The sequence below is a fragment of the Pseudooceanicola nanhaiensis DSM 18065 genome (assembly GCF_000688295.1).
Classification (GTDB): domain Bacteria; phylum Pseudomonadota; class Alphaproteobacteria; order Rhodobacterales; family Rhodobacteraceae; genus Pseudooceanicola; species Pseudooceanicola nanhaiensis.
On the sequence record NZ_JHZF01000018.1, the window covers coordinates 121,616 to 139,568 of the forward strand.

A 17,953-nucleotide genomic window follows, 5' to 3' on the forward strand; every position below is an offset into this window, starting at 1 on the left:
ATGACAAAAGCACTTGACGGAAAGGTCGTTCTGGTCACCGGGGCCGGCGGTGGGATCGGGCGTGATATCGCCTTGATGGCAGCTACCGAAGGCGCCGCCGTGGTGGTCAATGATCTGGGCGCATCCCTGAAAGGCACCGGTCAGACAGAAACTGCGGCGCAGAAAGTCGTCGAAGAGATCAGGGCCGCTGGGGGCGATGCCATTGCCGATGGCGGCTCTGTCACCGATCCCGATGCCGCGCGCGCGATGATCGAAGCCGGGGTCAAGGAATTCGGTCGCATCGACGCGGTGGTAAACAACGCCGGCATTCTGCGCGACGGTTACTTCCACAAGATGACCTATGAGGATTTCGACGCGGTGGTGAAGGTCCATCTTTATGGTGCCTTCAATACCAGCCGCGCGGCCGCCGACTATTTCCGCGAACAGGAAAGCGGCGCGCTCGTGCACATGACCTCGACCTCGGGGCTGATCGGCAATTTTGCCCAGGCGAACTACTCTGCCGCGAAGCTGGGCATCGCGGCCTTCTCAAAATCTGTTGCGCTTGATCTCAAGCGCTGGAACGTGCGGTCAAACTGCATCGCGCCCTTCGCCTGGAGCCGGATGATCTCGTCGATCAAGACAGACACCCCGGAACAGGTGGCACGGGTCGAAAAGATCAAGGAGATGACACCGGCCAAGGTTGCACCGATGGCCTGTTTCCTGATGAGCGACCGCGCGGCTGACGTGTCAGGACAGATCTTTGCGGTTCGCAAGAACGAGATCTTCCTGTTCAACCAGCCCCGCCCGGTGCGGTCGGTTCATTCCGGTGATGGCTGGACCGCCGATGAAATCGCCGATCGCGCCATTCCCGCGCTCAAATCGCAGTTCACGCCGCTCGAAGTTTCGGCGGATGTCTTTTCATGGGATCCGGTCTAATGGGAAAACGCAAAGAAAAAATCAGCTCCAGCATTGCCTGGAGCACCCCTGACAAGATCAGCGTGCGTGGCCTCGACCTGCCCAACGAGATCCTGGGCCACATGAACCTCGGCGATCTGGCGTTCCTGCAACTGACGGGCCGCAAGGCCACACCCGAGGAAAGCCGGGTGTTCAACGCCATCGTCATTACCCTGGTCGAACATGGTATCACGCCCTCGGCCCTGGCGGCGCGGATGACCTATATGGGGGCGCCGGAATCGCTTCAGGCGGCTGTGGCGGCTGGCTTGTGTGGGCTGGGCACCGTCTTTGTCGGTTCTATGGAAGGTGCCTCGAAAATGCTTTACGAGGCACTGCCACAGGACAAGTTGGGCACCGGTGTCAATCTGGATGCGCTGGCCGTCGAGACGGTAGAAAAATTCCGCGCCCGCAAGATGATCGTGCCGGGGCTCGGACATCCGGTGCACAAACCGGTCGATCCGCGCACCCCGCGCCTGTTCCAGATCGCTGCCGAGAACGGCAAGTCCGGTGAATACATCGAGTTGATCCAGAAAATTCAGGCCGTTGCCGAAGAAAAATCGGGTAAGATGCTGCCGATTAACGCCACTGGTGCGATCGGAGCGATCTGCTGTGAATTCGGCTTTCCCTGGAAGATCGTGCGGGGCTTTGGCGTCATGGCGCGCGCCATCGGCCTGGTCGGTCATATCCTCGAAGAGAGCGAAAACCCGATCTCCTATGAATTGTGGCAGCGCGCCGAAGAGGAAATCCTCGAAACCTCCGGCCCGGGAGCGGCTTGAACGATGCAGACGTCAGCCCCAGACACTCACACCGATCTGCGCGATGCCTTGCGCGCACTTTGCGCGCAGTTTCCGCCAGAGTATCATCGCAAGTTCGGCGAAGACGAAACCTACCCCGAGGAATTCGTCGATGCGCTGACCCGCGAGGGCTGGCTTGCCGCGATGATCCCAGAGGAATACGGTGGCTCGGGTCTGGGGTTGACCGAAGCCTCGATCATCATGGAGGAGGTGAACCGCTGCGGCGGAAACGCGGGCCATTGCCACGGGCAGATGTATAACATGGGCACGCTGCTGCGGCATGGTTCGGATGAGCAAAAGCAGACATACCTGCCCGGTATTGCCAGCGGCGCGTTGCGCCTGCAATCCATGGCCGTGACCGAACCGACAACCGGGACCGACACCACCAAACTGAAGACCATCGCAGTCAAGAAGGGTGACCGGTATGAGATCAATGGCCAGAAGGTCTGGATCAGCCGTATCCAGCATTCTGACCTGATGATCTTGCTGGCCCGCACTACGCCGCTGAGCGAGGTCAAGAAAAAGTCGCAGGGCCTGTCGATCTTTATGGTCGATCTGAAAGAGGCAATCGGCAACGGGATGGAGGTCCGCCCCATCGCCAACATGCCCGGCCACGAAACCAATGAAGTGTTTTTCGACAACCTGGAAATCCCCGCCGAGAACCTGATCGGCACCGAGGGGCGCGGGTTTTACCATATTCTTGACGGGCTGAACGCCGAACGGACCCTGATTGCGGCGGAATGCATCGGTGATGGATACTGGTTCGTTGACAAGGCCCGCGCCTATGCCGGCGACCGCGTGGTCTTTGACCGTCCCATCGGCCAGAACCAAGGTGTGCAATTCCCTATCGCCAGGTCCTATGTGAACATCGAGGCCGCCAATCTGATGCGCTTTGAAGCCTGCAGGCGGTTCGATGCCGGACTGGATTGTGGTGCACAGGCGAACATGGCCAAGCTGCTGGCTTCGGAAGCCAGCTGGGAAGCGGCCAATGCCTGCATCCAGACCCACGGCGGCTTCGGTTTCGCACGGGAGTACGATGTTGAGCGCAAGTTTCGCGAGGCGCGCCTCTATCAGGTCGCCCCGATCTCGACCAACCTGATCCTCTCCTATGTCGGCGAACATATCCTCGGCATGCCCCGATCCTTCTGAGGCCAGAAACATGGGTGAGATCGACCTTGACGCGCTGGCGCCCTGGCTGGGACGCACCGAGACCAAGGAAGATGTTCTGACGCAGGGGCTGATCGACAAATTCCGCGCCACGCTCGGTCCGCATCTTTGGGACGAAGCCGGCGATGTCCCGCTGGGGGTTCATTGGTGCCTTGCCCTTGATACCGTGCCAGCTGCCGCCCTGTCAGAAGATGGCCACGCCGCGAGGGGTGGATTTCTGCCCCCTGTTCTGCTGCCCGCCCGCATGTGGGCTGGCGGCGATGTTACGCATATCGCGCCGCTGAAAATCGGCGAAACCATCACCCGACGCTCTTCGATCAGGAATATTGTGGCCAAGCAGGGCCGTAGTGGACCATTGGTCTTTGTGACCGTCGAACATGAGTATCTGAGTGGCAACCGGCTTTGTATCCGGGAGCAGCAAACGATCGTTTATCGTGAGATTTCCACCCCCCGCACGGGCGAGAGCGCAGCTGACGCGGGTGACCCCAACACGCTTAGATCGACGCTGACACCGGATCCTGTTCTTCTGTTTCGCTATTCGGCGCTGACGTTCAATGCCCATCGCATTCACTATGATTACGTCTACGCCACCGAAACCGAAGCCTATTCCGGACTTGTTGTGCATGGCCCATTGCAGGCCACGCTGCTTCTGAATCTGGCGGCGGGTGCGTTGAAAACATCGCCCCACCGGTTTTCGTTCCGTGGCCTCGCGCCACTCACCCTGCCCTGCGAATTGCAACTGCACAATGAAGGGACCGGCACCTCCGGGACAGTCTGGTGTCAGGATCAAAAAGGTCTTCGAAGCTTTTCCGCAGAGTACGCGGCCGTCTGATCGGTCTTCTTCGGTAGCGAATTCAGTTGTTGACCAATTTTTCTAACATCTGTTAGGCTTCGCGGAGAGACTTGGTAAATAAACCAGGCAAACCTCTGAATTTAGAGGTGGGAGGAGGAACAATGCGAGGAAAACTCGTAACCAACGAAAAACCGTGCGGTCAGGCTATGCGCGCCTCCATGAGGTGTGGGGCAAAAGCACGGGCCGCAACATGACCACGAATAACGGGCACGTATCCTCACCGCTTGCGGTGCGTGGTGCAACTTTGAAATTTGGCGGTGTGACCGCGCTCGACGATGTGAGCATTTCTGTGGCCGACGATGAATTGCTTGCAATTATCGGACCGAACGGAGCCGGAAAAACATCACTTCTAAACGTGACTGCGGGCTTCTACCGTCCGCAGAAGGGCCGTGTCGAATTGTCCGGGCAGGACGTGACCGGCCTGCGTGTTGACCAGATCGCCCGGCGCGGTCTGGCGCGGACGTTTCAGGGCACCCATCTTTTTGCCGGGCAGACGGTGGTGGAAAACATTATGATCGGCCGCCACATGCTGATGAAATCGAATGTAGTCCAGGCTTTTTTCCAGTTCGGTCCCGTGATGCGCGAGGAATCGGAACATCGTGAAGCCGCAGAGGAGATCATCGATTTTCTCGAGATCGAGGCAATCCGCAACCGGCCCGTGGGCACGTTGGGGTATGGGTTGCGCAAGCGTGTCGATCTGGGCCGTGCATTGGCGCAGGAACCGTCGATCCTGCTGATGGATGAACCGATGGCCGGCATGAACTCGGAGGAAAAAGAAGACCTGGCGCGCTTCATTCTCGATGTGCGCGAGGCGCGCAAGATTCCGGTAGTTCTGGTGGAGCACGACATGGGCGTCGTGATGGACCTTGCCGACCGGATCGTGGTGCTGGATTTCGGGCGGGTCATCGCTGAAGGCACCCCGGAAGAAATCCAGAAGGACCCGGCTGTCATAAAGGCATATCTGGGGTAGCGGCATGGTCAAACAACGGACAGCAATGGTCTTTTCGGACCCAGCAGTGACACATAGCGAAACCCTGCCGCAGGTTTTGCTCGCGCGAGCGACATCCACACCGACCAACCTCGCCGAACGGCACAAGCGCCTGGGCATCTGGCGTGAATTCACCTGGGCCGATGTTCTTGACAGGGTTCGCGCCCTGGCTCTCGGGTTGGAGAACCTGGGCTTGTCGGCTGGCGAATCCGTCATGATGATTGGCGAAAACGAACCCGAACATTTCTGGGCTGAATACGCCGTCCAGTCGTTAGGCGGCAAAGTCCTGTCTGTCTATCCGGATCAAAACGCTGAAGAGATTCTGTATCTGGCCGAAGACTCGCAAACGCGGATTTTTCTGGCACAGGATCAGGAGCAGGTCGATAAATGCATCGAGATTGCGGGCAAGTACTCGGGCGCCCTGGCGGTCGTTTACTGGGACGATTCCGGTCTGTGGGGCTATGATCATCCCCTGTTGCATTCGTTTGAAAGTGTGAGCGCGGCAGGGCGTCAGATCCACGCCAAGGAACCCGCCAGATTTGAAGAACACGTAAAACGTGGACGGGCGGACGATACCGCCTTGCTGTCCTATACCTCGGGTACCACGGGAAAACCCAAGGGCGTTGTCATCAGCCATCGCTACCTGTTCGACAATTGCTCGCGGGTGATGGGGGCAATCGAAATCGCGCCGGGCACCGAATACCTGACCTACATTTCGCCGGCCTGGGTCACGGAACAGATTTTCGGCCTGTCGATCGGTTTGATCGCGCCCATGGTCGTCAACTTCCCCGAAGGCCCTGAAGACGTACTGACCAACATTCGCGAACTGGCGGTCGACGCACTGGTGTTCAGCCCGCGCCAGTGGGAAAATCTCGCCTCCATCGTTCAGGCCCGGATGCTGGGGGCGGGTAAAATCCGCAATGCGATGTACAACTGGGGTATGAAGGTCGGCCACGACGTTTATGTGGAACGGCTGGAGGGGCGTAGCCCCAGCCTTGCCGCACGCCTGCAGCTTCCCTTTGCCGAAGCTCTGGTGCTGCATCACCTGCGCGACAATCTTGGCCTTGGTAAGGCCAAAAACGCAATGAGCGGCGGCGCCCTGATGGCACCTGACGTCTTTCGTATGTTCCACGCGATGGGGGTTAAGCTGCGCAACGTGTATGGCGCGACCGAAATCGGCCTTCTGACCGCGCATGTCGGCGAAAGCTATCAGCTGGAAACCAGCGGCAGCTGGATGCAAAGCAACACGAACTACGGCGAACCGCTGGAATACAGGGTCTCGGACGAAGGGGAGCTTCAGGTGCGTGGCGGATCGGGCTTCGGTGGCTATCACGGCAAGCCCGAAAAGACCGCAGAGGAATTGACCGAAGACGGTTGGTACAAGACCGGTGACGCGGTGTCGATGACCGACGACGGCGAGCTTTTGTTCTTTGACCGTGTCAAGGATATGCGCCGCCTGGCAAATGGGCACAGCTATCCGCCGCAATTCATCGAAACGCGGTTGCGGTATAGCCCCTTCATCAAGGATCTCATGACCTTGGGCGACGAAACCCGGAGCTTCGTCAGCGCGCTTATCAATATCGATATGGAAGTTCTCGGGCGTTGGGCGGAAGAGAACAAGATCAGCTTTTCGACCTACACCGATCTCTCGCAGAAACCCGAAGTTCTGGACCTTATCAAAGGCGAAGTGGCGCGCATCAATGCGCTCCTGCCCGAAGGCTCGCGCGTGGCACGTTTTGCGAATTTTCCCAAGGAACTCGACCCGGATGAAGGCGAGTTGACCCGCAGCCGAAAGCTTCGCCGGGCCTTTCTGGAGGAACGGTATGCCAAGCTCGTCGAGGCGATCTATGCTGGCGATGACGAGACAGATCTCGAAATCGCTGTGACCTATCAGGACGGCCGTCAAGGCGTTCTCAAGACCACGGTTCGCGTGTCGGATGTTGAAAACGCATCGAAGGCTGCCAAGCGGCAGTCCAAATCTTAAAGGAGGTCGGCGACAATGGTCTATTTCATCAATGACATCATTACCGGGGCTTTGATCGGCCTTCTGTATTCGCTGGTGGCCATGGGCTTTGTTGTGATTTACCGCGCCAGCAAGGTGTTCAACTTCGCGCAGGGCGAGCTTGTGATCATCGGCGGGTTCATCGTCTGGTTCACAACGATGCAAGCGGGGCTTAGCCTTTGGTTGTCGATACCCCTTTCGCTGGTTCTGGCCGGGCTGGTCGGGTACGCAATCGAACGGATTTTCCTGACAAAGCTGATCGGTGAATCGGTTTTCTCGATGGTCATGGTCACCGTCGGCCTTTTGATCCTGCTGCGCGGTTTGGTGCTGCTTGTGTTCGGTCCCGCGGTAAGACCCTTCCCGATCATTTTTCCGCTGAAACCCTTGTTCCTCGGCGATATGTTGATCCCGATGAACCTCCTGATAGGTGGGATCATCACCATTGTCGCGGCCGTCGGCCTGTCGTGGTTCTTCAACCGGACCCGGTCCGGCCTCCGTATGACCGCTGTGGCGGAGGACCACGTCGTAGCTTCCTCGATGGGCATTTCGGTGAAAGGCTCGATTGCCGTTGCCTGGGTTCTCGGGGCAATCCTGTCCACAATTGGTGCGATGATCTTTCTCAGCGGCAAATCGCTGACCTTCCTGGCCTCGGATATCGGGTTCGCGGCCCTGCCGGTGGCGCTCTTTGCCGGGCTGGAATCCATCGGCGGGCTTATCCTGGCAGGAATAATCATCGGCATCGCGCAGAGCTTGACCACCAACTACCTTGATCCGTTGATCGGTGGCTCGCTCGGCAGTGTCGTTCCATATATCATAATGCTTGCCATTCTGCTGATCCGGCCGACCGGCCTGTTCGGCTGGCGCACAATCGAACGGGTGTAATCCATGGATCCTTCTGGCGTATTCCCGACAAGCTATCGCAGTGACAGACGTTTGATCCGAACGCGCTGGCAGTTTCTGGCCCTCGTCGTATTCATGGCTCTACTGCTGTTGGCGCCTTACCTGGTGAGCAGCCGTATCATCGCTATCCTGAATATGATGATGATCAGCGCCGTCATCGCCGTCGGGCTTCAGATCTGCACCGGCTATGCGGGCCAGATCAACCTGGGTCAGGCGGCGTTCATGGGGGTCGGCGCCTATACGGCCTCGATACTGGCCTCGAAGACCGGCCTTACGTTTCTGCTGACCATTCCTCTGGCCGGGCTCTCGGCTGCGCTGTTCGGCTTTCTCTTTGGCTTGACCGCGGCGCGGATCAAGGGGTTCTATCTGGCACTGACCACGATTGCAGCTCAGTTCCTGTTCCACTTTGCCGTATTGAACCTGCCGTCAACCTGGCTGGGTGGATCGAACGGTATCACCGTGCCCCCGGCCGAGCTTTTCGGGCAGCGATTTGTCAGCGAATCTTCGCAGTTCTATCTGAATTTCGCCGTGACCGCGATCATGGTGGCGGGCGCGTTCGGGATCGTTCGGTCACGCTTCGGCCGTGCCTTCGTGGCGGTCAGGGATGATGACGTGGCCGCGGGTATAATGGGGATCAATGTCGCGGCCACAAAGGCAAATGCCTTCCTGATCGGCGCTTTCTATGCGGGCGTCGGCGGGGCGCTTTGGGCCTATCTGATCCGCTTCGTGGGGGTAGACCAGTTCACCCTGTTTCACTCGATCTTCTTCGTCGCGATGATCATCGTCGGCGGGATGGGTTCAATCGTGGGGGCCCTGATCGGCGTCTTCATTATCCGCATCATCCAGGAAATTATCGCGACGGTCGGCCCCAATATCGCCGACTCGGTATCATTCCTTGGCGGTGACATCGTGTTCGCTGGCATGAATGTCGTTCTTGGCGGCGTGATCGCATTGTTTATGATCCTCGAACCCAAGGGGCTGATGCACCGCTGGAACATCCTGAAGTCGTCATACCGTATCTGGCCGTTTCCTTACTGAGAAATAGAGCGGCTCTAAACCTGGGAGGAAGAATATGACTTACCAATCGAATCGAGGTCTTCGCGGCTTACTGGCAGCGGCTGCCTTGGCGGCCGCGGCGACCATGCCTTTGAAGGCGCAGGCCGAAGAGACCTATAATCTGGCCCTGCTGTCGGACTTTTCCGGCCCTTATGCTGACATCATGCCCATCCTGGCAGGCGGACGCGAAGCTGTGTTCACCTGGTGGAATGAAACCCGCGGCAAGGAACTTGGCGTCACGCTGAACTACAAAAACTACGAAACCCGCTATGACGCGGCACAGGTGGCAAGTCTCTGGCCCGGGATCAAATCGGAACTGGACCCGATTGCGGTTGTCGGCCTCGGCGGGCCTGACGTCGCGGCCCTTTCCGAACGCCTGCCGGAAGACAAAATCCCGATGTTCATGGCCACAGCGGCCTACGGTTTTGCCTGGCAACCGGATGCCTGGATTTTCAACCCACGCCCGACCTATTCGCACGAAAGTGTCGGCTTTCTAAACTGGATGCGTGAACAGCGCGGAGGAGACGAACCGCTCAAGGTTGCGATCCTCGCCTCCGAAGCATCGCCTGCCTATGTCGACATGGCAAAGGGCCTTGAACTCTATGCCGAAGAGCACCCCGAGGAGATCGACCTCGTCGAGGTCATCTATACCGAAGTTCAACCCACCGATCTGACGGGGCAAATGCGCCGCGTTGTACGAGCCGGGGCCGAGGCGCTGGTAATCCAAACGAACACCTCTATCGTGGTTGCCGCGAAACGTGGGCTGCAGGCCAACGGGGCGAACATCCCGATCATGATGAGTTCGCATAACGGGCTTCCAGCCTCGGGTGGCGCGCTTGGCGGGCTTGAGCAAATGGAGGGGGACTTTGAAGCCTACGGCATGGCGATTGCGGCCGATGAGGACACTCCCGCGCGACAATTCTACGAGACATTGGTTGCCGATTACGGACTCGAAGCACCTTGGAACGTCGTGACCGCAATGGGCGTATCTCAGGGTCTCTATACCGTGACCGTGATCGATCACGCGATCGAGGCGAACGGCGCCGAGGGCCTGACCGGAGAGATGGTACGTGAGGCGCTTTTTGCCAAACCGATCACCACCGAAGAAACCCATGGGTTCCTGCCGACCTTGTCCTTTACGCCAGAAGCGCCGTTCCCATTGGAAGGCCTCAAAGTGAATGTGGGCACCGTCAAAGATGGGAAAATCACCATCGCGGCAACGGGTGTCGACGTTCCGCAAGTTGAGAAATGGTGAATTAATCCGGGCGCCGCAGTCGCGGCGCCCGTTCTGATCCTTAGCCCCGGGCAATATGACCATGCTGGAACTCAACAACGTAGAGGTGACATATTCCGACGTCATCCTGGCGCTCAAAGGCGTGTCCATGACAGTCCGTGCGGGACAATGTGTTGCTCTGCTCGGTGGCAATGGCGCAGGAAAAAGCACGACGCTTAAAGCCATCTCGGGAACGCTCAAATCCGAGGATGGAACCGTTTCGGCGGGGTCCATCGTTCTGGACGGAACTCCCATTCAGAACATGGAAGCCTCGGAAGTCGTGAAGAACGGTCTCATCCATGTGATGGAAGGGCGGCGCGTTTTGCGGCATCTGACGTCAGAGCAAAACCTGATCGTCGGCGGGCACATGGTGCCCAACTCCGCCGAGCTGAAAAAGCGCCTGGACCATGTTTACACCTTGATGCCCCGGCTTGCGGACCTGCGCAACCGCACCTCTGGCTTCATGTCTGGTGGCGAACAACAACTGCTGCTGATCGGCCGGGCCATGATGGCCAGCCCCAAGATCATCGCGATCGACGAACCGTCGTTGGGATTGGCCCCGATGATGATCCGGGATGTTTATGAAGTGCTCAAGCAGCTCAAGTCAGAAGGCACGACCTTCTTCCTGGTCGAACAAAACAGCGCCGCGGCGCTATCGATCGCCGACTATGCCTATGTGATGGAGAACGGCCGGATCGTGATGGACGGCCCTGCCGACAAGCTCGCTGACAACGAGGACATCAAGGAATTCTATCTCGGCGTCACCGCATCGGGCGAGCGCAAAAGCTATCGAGATATCAAACACTATCGCCGCCGGAAGAGATGGCTGGGCTGAGGAGAAGGAATTCATGAGCACCATCCTGGATATCAAGGGCCGCACCGCGCTGGTGACCGGCGCCGGACAGGGCGTGGGCCGGCAGGTCGCGCTTTATCTGGCGGAACATGGCGCAGGCGCTGTTGTGATCAATGATTTTCACGCCGATCGGGCGGAAAGCGTTGCCGCAGAAGTTGAAGCAGCTGGCGCCAAGGCATTGCCAATCGCCTTTGACGTCTCGAACTTCGAGGCGGTCGGCGCAGCTTTCGCCGAGGCGCAATCCGCGTTCGGCGGCGTGGATATCCTGGTCAACAACGCCGGGAACGCGGGGCCGACCTCGCGGCTCGATGATCTGGTGCCCTTCTGGGACTCAGACCCATCGGAATGGAAGCGCTGGATGGCGACCAATTTCGACGGCGTGTTGAACTGCACCCGTCACGCAATGCCCCTGATGGTCAAGGGCGGCTATGGGCGCATCGTGACGGTCATCTCCGACGCGGGCCGCGTGGGCGAGCCGCATCTGGCGGTCTACTCCGGCGCCAAGGCCGGCGCGGCCGGCTTCATGCGGGCAATTGCAAAAGCCGGTGGTCGGTTCGGGATCACCGCGAATTGCGTCGCCTTGGGGGGCACAAGAACTCCGGCTGTCGCCGACCTGATCCCGGATGCAGAGACCGAGAAGCGGGCATTGTCGCAATACGTGATCCGCCGTCTGGGCGAGCCGGAAGACCCCGCCGGAATGATCCTGTTCCTCTGCTCGGATGCTGCCAGCTGGATCACCGGTCAAACTTATCCGGTGAATGGCGGGTATTCTTTTGCCTGCTAGAGCCGCCATCGGACGGCTGCCGCCTCTAGTTGGAGCTGTCCGAAAAAACGCTGTCATTATCTGCCCCGAGCTCGGGGGGCAGATCCGGTATCGCGGTTTCGAAACCATCGAATTTCAACGGCTGGACAATAAAAGTCTCGGCCTTGCCGCCGTCATGCGTAATCTTGCGCAGCAGCTGGCGCGCACGCACATGGGGGTCGTCCAACGTTTCGACCAGGGAATTGACCGGACCCCATGGCACCCCCGCCTTATCCAGAAGGTCGCCCCATTCGGCGCGCGTCTTGTTGACCAAAATCGCCGCGATTTCTTCGCGCAGCGCGGCCTTGCGGGCGACACGGTCGCGGCCTGTCAACGGCGCAAGATCCGCCCTGTTGATCACATCGCAGAACGGTTTCCAGAACCAGTCCTCATGCGCGATGGACAAGGTCAAGAGCTTGCCGTCTTTGCAGGTGAACACGCCATAGCCCGGCTCGGCGATAAATTCGCCCAGCGGTGTTCCATTGGCGGCGGGAACGAGGAATGCGGTCAACATCGAAACCACCGCATCCGACATGGACACGTCCACGTAACGCCCCTGCCCTGTGCGCTGGCTCGACACGACCGCCGACAGGATTGCGATCGCCGCGAACAACGCCGCGCCAACATCCGCAAGGGGGATCGGCGGCACAGGGCCGGGCTGCTTTGCATCGGCCTGATCGGCCAGCAAACCGCCAACCCCTTCATAGCTCAGGTCATGGCCAGCCCTGTCACGATAGGGGCCGTCCTGCCCGTAACCCGAAATCGATACATAAACCAGCCGCGAGTTGACACTACGCATGTCCTCGAAACCGGCACCCAAGGCCGCAAGCTTGCCAGGGCGGAACCCTTCGACGATGACATCCGATTCCTTGGCCAGTTCGCGAAACCGTGCCAGCCCCTCGGCCGATTTCAGATCCAACGCAACGCTGCGCTTGCCTCGGTTCAGTGCCCGGAACAAGGGCGGAAATTGCCGGGCCGGATCGCCGACACCCGGTCGTTCGATCATGATCACCTCGGCTCCCATGTCGGACAACAGCATTGTGGCATAGGGACCGGGAAACTGTTCGGCAAGGCTGAGAATTTTCAGGCCGGCCAGGGGTGCAGTGCTCATATCAATCTCCAGCTCTTTTGTTTTCCACGTGCGGGTCCGCCCGAGTGCAGCGCAAATCGCCGCAAAAGACAAGGCGAAAAACCAATAATATGTATAATTATCAGGAGCTTAGCATGAGTGAAGCAAAGCAGACGCTATTCGTTGAGCGGGTCGCAAAAACTGAATGGATTACCTTCCAGCGCACCGAACAGCTCAACGCAATGTCAACGCAGATGCTGCGCGAGATGGCGGCAGCACTGGAATCGGCGCTGGCCGACGATGGGGTGCGTACAATTGTCCTGACCGGCTCTGGCCGGGCATTCTGCGCCGGTGCCGATCTGAAAGAAGTTGCTGGCGCCAAACATGCACCAGGCGAGCCGGATCTTCTGGATCTTGTCGATCACACGTTTGGGCTGATGCGACATGGCCCGAAACCGGTGATCGCCGCAGTGAACGGGCTGGCGATGGCGGGCGGTTTGGAAATGGTGATGGCCTGCGATCTGGTCTTTGCCGCCGAAAGCGCGCAACTGGGCGACGCACATTCCAACTTTGGCGTCTTTCCCGGGGCCGGCGGTGCGGCGATCCTGCCGCGTAGGATTGGCCTGAACCGCGCGAAATACCTGCTGTTCTCGGGCGAGAACGTTTCGGCACGGGACATGATGGACTGGGGACTGGTGAACAAGGTCATCGCGGACGAAGACCTGCGACAAGCGGTGCAGGCCTTTACCGACAGGCTGGCAGAAAAAAGCCCGGCGGTCTTACGCCGCATGAAGACGGTTGCCAATCGGTCGCTGGACGTGGACGAAACCGCCGCGCTTTCCGAAGAGATGCTGAACCTGCGCGCGCACATGCGATCCTGGGACATGCACGAGGGTCTGTCGGCGTTCAATGAAAAACGAAAACCGCAGTTTCGCGGATACTAGGTCAGGAGGACAAACGATGCAGGACATTTACATCGTTGGCATCGGGATGACGCCGTTCGGAAAGTTCCGGGACAAAACCATCAAGGACATGACCGGCGAGGCCGTCGCCGCCGCGCTTTCCGATGCCCGAGTGACGGCAGATCGTATCGACGGCGCATTCTTCTCGAACGCGGTGCAGGGCCACATGGAGGGCCAGCACATGATCCGCGGCGAAATCGCGCTGCGTGAAATGGGCATTCAGGGCATTCCGGTGGTGAATGTCGAAAACGCCTGCGCCAGCGCCTCGACCGGGTTCAAACTGGCAGTCGATTTCCTCAAGGCCGGCAATGGCGACTGCTGTCTCGCCGTGGGCGCCGAAAAGATGTATTCTGACGACCGTGCGTTGATGTTTTCGGCCTTCGACAGCGGCTGGGACGTCAGCAACAGCGAAGAAGTCGCGCAACGGCTGGCCGATCTGGGTGCAGGGGTCGAGGAACCCGAAGGATCGAAATCGCCCAAGCCCTACAGCGTGTTCATGGATGTCTACGCAGGCTTCGCCCGGCTGCACATGAAGACCTTTGGCACAACTCAGGAACAGTTCGCCGCCGTCGCCGCCAAGAACCATGCGCATTCCGTGCATAATCCACTGGCGCAATACCGAGAAGCCATGAGCGTCGATCGGGTATTGGCCGCGCCGCCGATCACCTATCCGCTGACCCTGCCGATGTGCGCCCCGATCTCGGACGGGGCCGCTGCGGCCGTTTTATGCACCGGCGAGGGGATAAAACGTCTGGGCCTAGATCCCGCGCGCGCGATCAAGGTCAAGGCCGCGATCCTGCGCTCGGGCACCGATCGTCCGCCGGAAGATTACAAGAACCACCTGACCCGGCTTGCCGCGCTTGAGGCCTATGAACAGGCCGGGATCGGCCCCGAGGATATATCGGTGGCCGAAGTGCATGACGCCACGGCCGTGGGCGAAGTGATCCAGATCGAGAACCTCGGATTTGTCGAATTCGGCGAGGGCGGTCCCGCCAGTCTGCGCGGCGAGACAAAGATCGGTGGACGCATTCCGGTGAACCCCTCGGGCGGGTTGGAATCCAAGGGCCACCCGGTCGGTGCCACAGGGATAGGGCAGGTTTTCGAACTGGTCACGCAACTGCGCGGCGAAGCTGGCGCGCGTCAGGTCGAAGGGGCAAAGAACGCCATCGCCGAAAACGGCGGGGGGTTGCACGGGGTAGAAGAAGCGGCCGCCTGCGTCACCATTCTGGGCCGTTGAAACAAGGAGACGAACCATGGAAAACGTGATCGCCGCCGCTCAGGCAATCTATACAGATGAGCAACGCATGTTGCTGGAAAACTTCCGCAAGATGGCCGAGGCAGAGTTCGCGCCGCTGGCCGAGAAATACGAGAACCTCGGCCACCCCCCCGATGCGAAAACCCTGAAGTCCCTGTTCGCCAAGGTCGAGGAATTCGGGCTGATCAGCGGCCTGATCCCCGAAGAGGACGGCGGTGCCGGAATCGACCGCATGACCTATGGCATCCTATACGAGGAACTGGCCCGGATATGGGCCGATCTGGCAATCGCGGTGCTGATTCAGGGTCATGCCGTGTTCGCGGTCAACCTCTTGGGAAATGTGGCGCAGAAAGAGGCCTATCTGAAGCCGCTCCTGCGCAGCGAACGGATCTGTGCCACCTGTATTTCCGAACCAGAGGTCGGTTCGAACGTACGCGAGGTCAAGACACGTGCGGACCGCGAGGGCGATAAGATTTTCGTCACTGGCCAGAAGCTCTGGATTTCCAATGGGGCCCAGTCGGATTTCGCCATCGTTGTCTGCAATCTGGACGACGGTATTTCCATGGTCATCGTCGACCGCGATACCGGCAACTACGAGAGCCGCGAATTGCGCAAGCTGGGGCTTGTCGGTGCATCGACCTGCGAATTGTTTTTCGACCGTGCCGAAACCAGCGCTGACCATGTTCTGGGTAATGCAGGCGGCGGCCTGTTCCAGACATTGAAACTGTTTGAGAGCGCTCGCGTGTTTGTCGGCCTGACGAGCATTGGCATAGCGCAGGCGGCGTTGGAATGTGCCGTCAAATATGCGCAGGATCGCCAACAACATGGTAAGCCGATCGGCGGGCACCAGTTGATTCAAGGCTACTTGGCCGACATGGCCACGCACCTGGATGCCGCGCGCCTGTTGTGCCAGCGCGGGCTGCAACTTCTGGACCTGGGCGTGCGCTGTGACACCCAGACCTCGATGGCGAAATGGTATGCAACCGAAATGGCCGTCGAAATCGCCGGCAAAGCGGTGCAGATCCACGGCGGCAACGGCATCACCAAAGAGTTCCCCGTTGAACGGCACTTCCGCAATGCAAAGGTCATGCCGATTCCCGATGGCACCACCGAAATCCAAAAACTGGTCATCGGGCGCAACCTGACCGGGCTTAACGCGTTCTGAAATCGTGACTCTAAGAATTGCGGCCGGGGATTCCCGGTCGCCTTATCGTAGGCCCCCGGTCCGGGGGGGCGGCCAACGGATCATGCCCCAACCGGCGCTGCGGGACGCGTTTGATCAATGCCTGTCCCGCGTCAGTGGCAAAAAACTCACGGTTCAGGTCGGTTTCGATATAACCGGGGCAGATGGCATTCACCCGGATGCCATTCCGCGCCCATTCAAGCGCCAGAGACCGGGTCAGTTGAATCAGCCCTTCCTTGGACGCGGCATAGGCGGACACATGGCTGGCCACCCGTGTGCCCAGAATCGAGGCGACATTGACGATACAGCCCCCGCGTCCGGCATCAATCATCGCTTTGGCGGCGATACGTGCGACATGAAATGCGCCCTTGAGATTTGTGTCTATGATCGCGTCGATTTCGGCCGGCCCGTGTTCCAATGCGGGAAGAGATGCCGTCGTTCCGGCATTGTTGATGACAGTGTCAAAGACCCGTCCCTTCAGCGCGGCTTCCACCGACTCCGGGTCCGCCACGTCCATCTCTATCACATCGGCCTGCCCCCCTTCCGCCGCTATCTTTGCGGAAAGCTCAGACAAGCGGGCGACGCGGCGGGCGGCCAATGTGACGTCGACATCCTGCCCCGCCAGCAGTTCGGCGAAATGCTCGCCCAATCCCGAAGATCTGGCGGACGACTATCAATTCATCCCGGGCCAGTACGTCACGCTGCGCCGTGCCGGTGATATCGATGGTGTGCGGCGATGCTATTCGGTCAGCTCCGGCCGAGACGATGGCGAGTTGCGCGTTCTGGTCAAGCTGCTGGAAGGCGGAGCGTTTTCCTCTTTCGTTCATAGCGAACTGCCACCGGGCACCGAACTTGATGTCATGACGCCCGAAGGCACATTCGGATCAAAGATACGACAAGGCGGACCACGCACCTATCTCGCCCTGGCCCCGGGCAGTGGAACTACTCCAATCATTTCGATCATCCGCTCGGTGCTTGCCACCGAGGCCGGGGCCAACTTCATCCTTTTTTACGGCAGTCGAACGCTAAGTTCCATCATCTTCCGCGACGAATTGAACGATCTCAAGGATACCTATCCCGGACGGTTCTCTCTTTTTCATACACTGACGCGCGAAGGCACCGATTCCCCACTATTCTCGGGCCGGCTTGATGCGGAAAAGCTGCGCAAGTTCTCCGGTGCCCTGTTCGCTCCGGCAGAAATAGAAGATGCTTTTCTTTGCGGCCCCGCCGAGATGATTCAGGAACTCAAGACCGCGCTCCGCGACCTCGGCGTTGAAGAGAACCGTTTTCATGACGAGCTGTTCGCTCCCGCCGATGCTGACAATACCGCCACCGTCACGCTTGCGCCGCTTACGGCGGAAGCCGCCACTGGAGAAGGAGTTCAGGTCACGGCGATCCTTGATGGCACCGCCCGCAGCTTTGTGATGACACCTGATCAGGAAAGCGTGGTCTCCGCCGCCGCAGCAGGTATCGAACTACCCTATTGCTGCAAGGGCGCAATGTGTTCCACCTGCCGCGCCAAAGTTATCGAAGGCGAGGCAGAGATGACGCTGAACTATGCTTTGGAGCCTCGGTAGTTGAAGGAGAACTTTGTCCTGACCTGCCAGGCCCGTCCGAAAACCAAAAAACTGACAGTCGATTTCGACCACGTTTGACCTGTGCCGCTTTCCGCGACACCCCACGGGCGCGCGGGGCCGGGATCCCCAAGACCTCCGCCAAGTTGAAAGTCTTGGGTCCACGAAAACCCGCGTGCCAGTGTCGGCTAAAAGGTAACCGACCGATTGTGGCCGCCTGCCTGAGGCTGGGGTTCCGAGGTAAGACACGTGCATAACGACGTCGTTATGCACGTGTTTTATTCGGAGG

General features: G+C 59.2%; 17 protein-coding genes. 15 read left to right on the plus strand and 2 right to left on the minus strand.

The window, feature by feature from the left end; all coding sequences use genetic code 11:
* The 11 genes from Q344_RS0121395 (at position 1) to Q344_RS0121445 (ending at position 11,603) form a co-directional block, all read left to right on the plus strand.
* Positions 1–915, plus strand: a complete 915-nt coding sequence (locus tag Q344_RS0121395) for an SDR family NAD(P)-dependent oxidoreductase (protein ID WP_028288580.1) — start codon at positions 1–3, stop codon at positions 913–915.
* Complete coding sequence (locus Q344_RS0121400) at positions 915–1,709, plus strand: citryl-CoA lyase (RefSeq protein ID WP_036540258.1); 795 nt, start codon at positions 915–917, stop codon at positions 1,707–1,709. The genes Q344_RS0121395 and Q344_RS0121400 overlap by 1 nt, the downstream gene beginning before the upstream one ends.
* Before the next feature lie 3 nt (positions 1,710–1,712).
* Entirely contained in the window at positions 1,713–2,876 is a 1,164-nt protein-coding gene (locus tag Q344_RS0121405; protein ID WP_028288582.1) for an acyl-CoA dehydrogenase family protein, read from the plus strand.
* Between the two features lie 10 nt (positions 2,877–2,886).
* The gene (locus Q344_RS0121410) at positions 2,887–3,726 is read left to right on the plus strand and encodes an HTD2 family dehydratase (RefSeq protein WP_028288583.1); all 840 of its coding nucleotides are present in this window, start codon (positions 2,887–2,889) and stop codon (positions 3,724–3,726) included.
* Positions 3,727–3,937: 211 nt separating this feature from the next.
* Positions 3,938–4,717, plus strand: a complete 780-nt coding sequence (locus Q344_RS0121415; protein ID WP_028288584.1) for an ABC transporter ATP-binding protein — start codon at positions 3,938–3,940, stop codon at positions 4,715–4,717.
* A gap of 4 nt (positions 4,718–4,721) precedes the next feature.
* A complete protein-coding gene (locus tag Q344_RS0121420) occupies positions 4,722–6,719 on the plus strand; it encodes an AMP-binding protein (protein WP_234163364.1) in 1,998 nt (665 codons plus the stop codon).
* A gap of 15 nt (positions 6,720–6,734) precedes the next feature.
* On the plus strand, positions 6,735–7,619 hold the full coding sequence (locus tag Q344_RS0121425; protein ID WP_028288586.1) for a branched-chain amino acid ABC transporter permease: 885 nt from the start codon (positions 6,735–6,737) through the stop codon (positions 7,617–7,619).
* Between the two features lie 3 nt (positions 7,620–7,622).
* On the plus strand, positions 7,623–8,675 hold the full coding sequence (locus Q344_RS0121430; RefSeq protein ID WP_028288587.1) for a branched-chain amino acid ABC transporter permease: 1,053 nt from the start codon (positions 7,623–7,625) through the stop codon (positions 8,673–8,675).
* 34 nt (positions 8,676–8,709) lie between these two features.
* Positions 8,710–9,948, plus strand: coding sequence for an ABC transporter substrate-binding protein (locus tag Q344_RS0121435; protein ID WP_051630972.1), 1,239 nt, complete (start codon positions 8,710–8,712; stop codon positions 9,946–9,948).
* 61 nt (positions 9,949–10,009) lie between these two features.
* Positions 10,010–10,801 (plus strand): ABC transporter ATP-binding protein, encoded by a 792-nt coding sequence (locus Q344_RS0121440; protein WP_028288589.1) that lies wholly within the window; start codon positions 10,010–10,012, stop codon positions 10,799–10,801.
* Between the two features lie 13 nt (positions 10,802–10,814).
* Positions 10,815–11,603 carry an SDR family NAD(P)-dependent oxidoreductase gene (locus Q344_RS0121445; RefSeq protein ID WP_028288590.1) on the plus strand — a complete coding sequence of 263 codons (789 nt, stop codon included), beginning with the start codon at positions 10,815–10,817 and terminating at the stop codon, positions 11,601–11,603.
* A 25-nt stretch (positions 11,604–11,628) separates the two neighbouring features.
* Here the strand turns inward: Q344_RS0121445 and Q344_RS0121450 are convergent, their stop codons facing one another.
* Entirely contained in the window at positions 11,629–12,732 is a 1,104-nt protein-coding gene (locus tag Q344_RS0121450) for a CaiB/BaiF CoA transferase family protein (RefSeq protein ID WP_036540260.1), read from the minus strand.
* A gap of 113 nt (positions 12,733–12,845) precedes the next feature.
* Here Q344_RS0121450 and Q344_RS0121455 point away from each other — a divergent pair, with 113 nt between their 5' ends.
* From Q344_RS0121455 to Q344_RS0121465, 3 genes are read left to right on the plus strand one after another with little or no spacing between them, the layout of a single operon-like run.
* Positions 12,846–13,634 (plus strand): enoyl-CoA hydratase/isomerase family protein, encoded by a 789-nt coding sequence (locus Q344_RS0121455; protein ID WP_028288592.1) that lies wholly within the window; start codon positions 12,846–12,848, stop codon positions 13,632–13,634.
* Between the two features lie 16 nt (positions 13,635–13,650).
* The gene (locus tag Q344_RS0121460; RefSeq protein WP_027264384.1) at positions 13,651–14,889 is read left to right on the plus strand and encodes a thiolase family protein; all 1,239 of its coding nucleotides are present in this window, start codon (positions 13,651–13,653) and stop codon (positions 14,887–14,889) included.
* 16 nt (positions 14,890–14,905) lie between these two features.
* A complete protein-coding gene (locus Q344_RS0121465) occupies positions 14,906–16,072 on the plus strand; it encodes an acyl-CoA dehydrogenase family protein (protein ID WP_036051588.1) in 1,167 nt (388 codons plus the stop codon).
* Between the two features lie 10 nt (positions 16,073–16,082).
* Here the strand turns inward: Q344_RS0121465 and Q344_RS24700 are convergent, their stop codons facing one another.
* Positions 16,083–16,739 (minus strand): SDR family NAD(P)-dependent oxidoreductase, encoded by a 657-nt coding sequence (locus Q344_RS24700; protein ID WP_051630973.1) that lies wholly within the window; start codon positions 16,737–16,739, stop codon positions 16,083–16,085.
* Here Q344_RS24700 and Q344_RS25780 point away from each other — a divergent pair.
* Positions 16,690–17,667 carry an FAD-binding oxidoreductase gene (locus Q344_RS25780; protein ID WP_169739214.1) on the plus strand — a complete coding sequence of 326 codons (978 nt, stop codon included), beginning with the start codon at positions 16,690–16,692 and terminating at the stop codon, positions 17,665–17,667. The two genes, Q344_RS24700 and Q344_RS25780, sit on opposite strands and share 50 nt — an antisense overlap.
* Positions 17,668–17,953 lie beyond the last annotated feature (286 nt).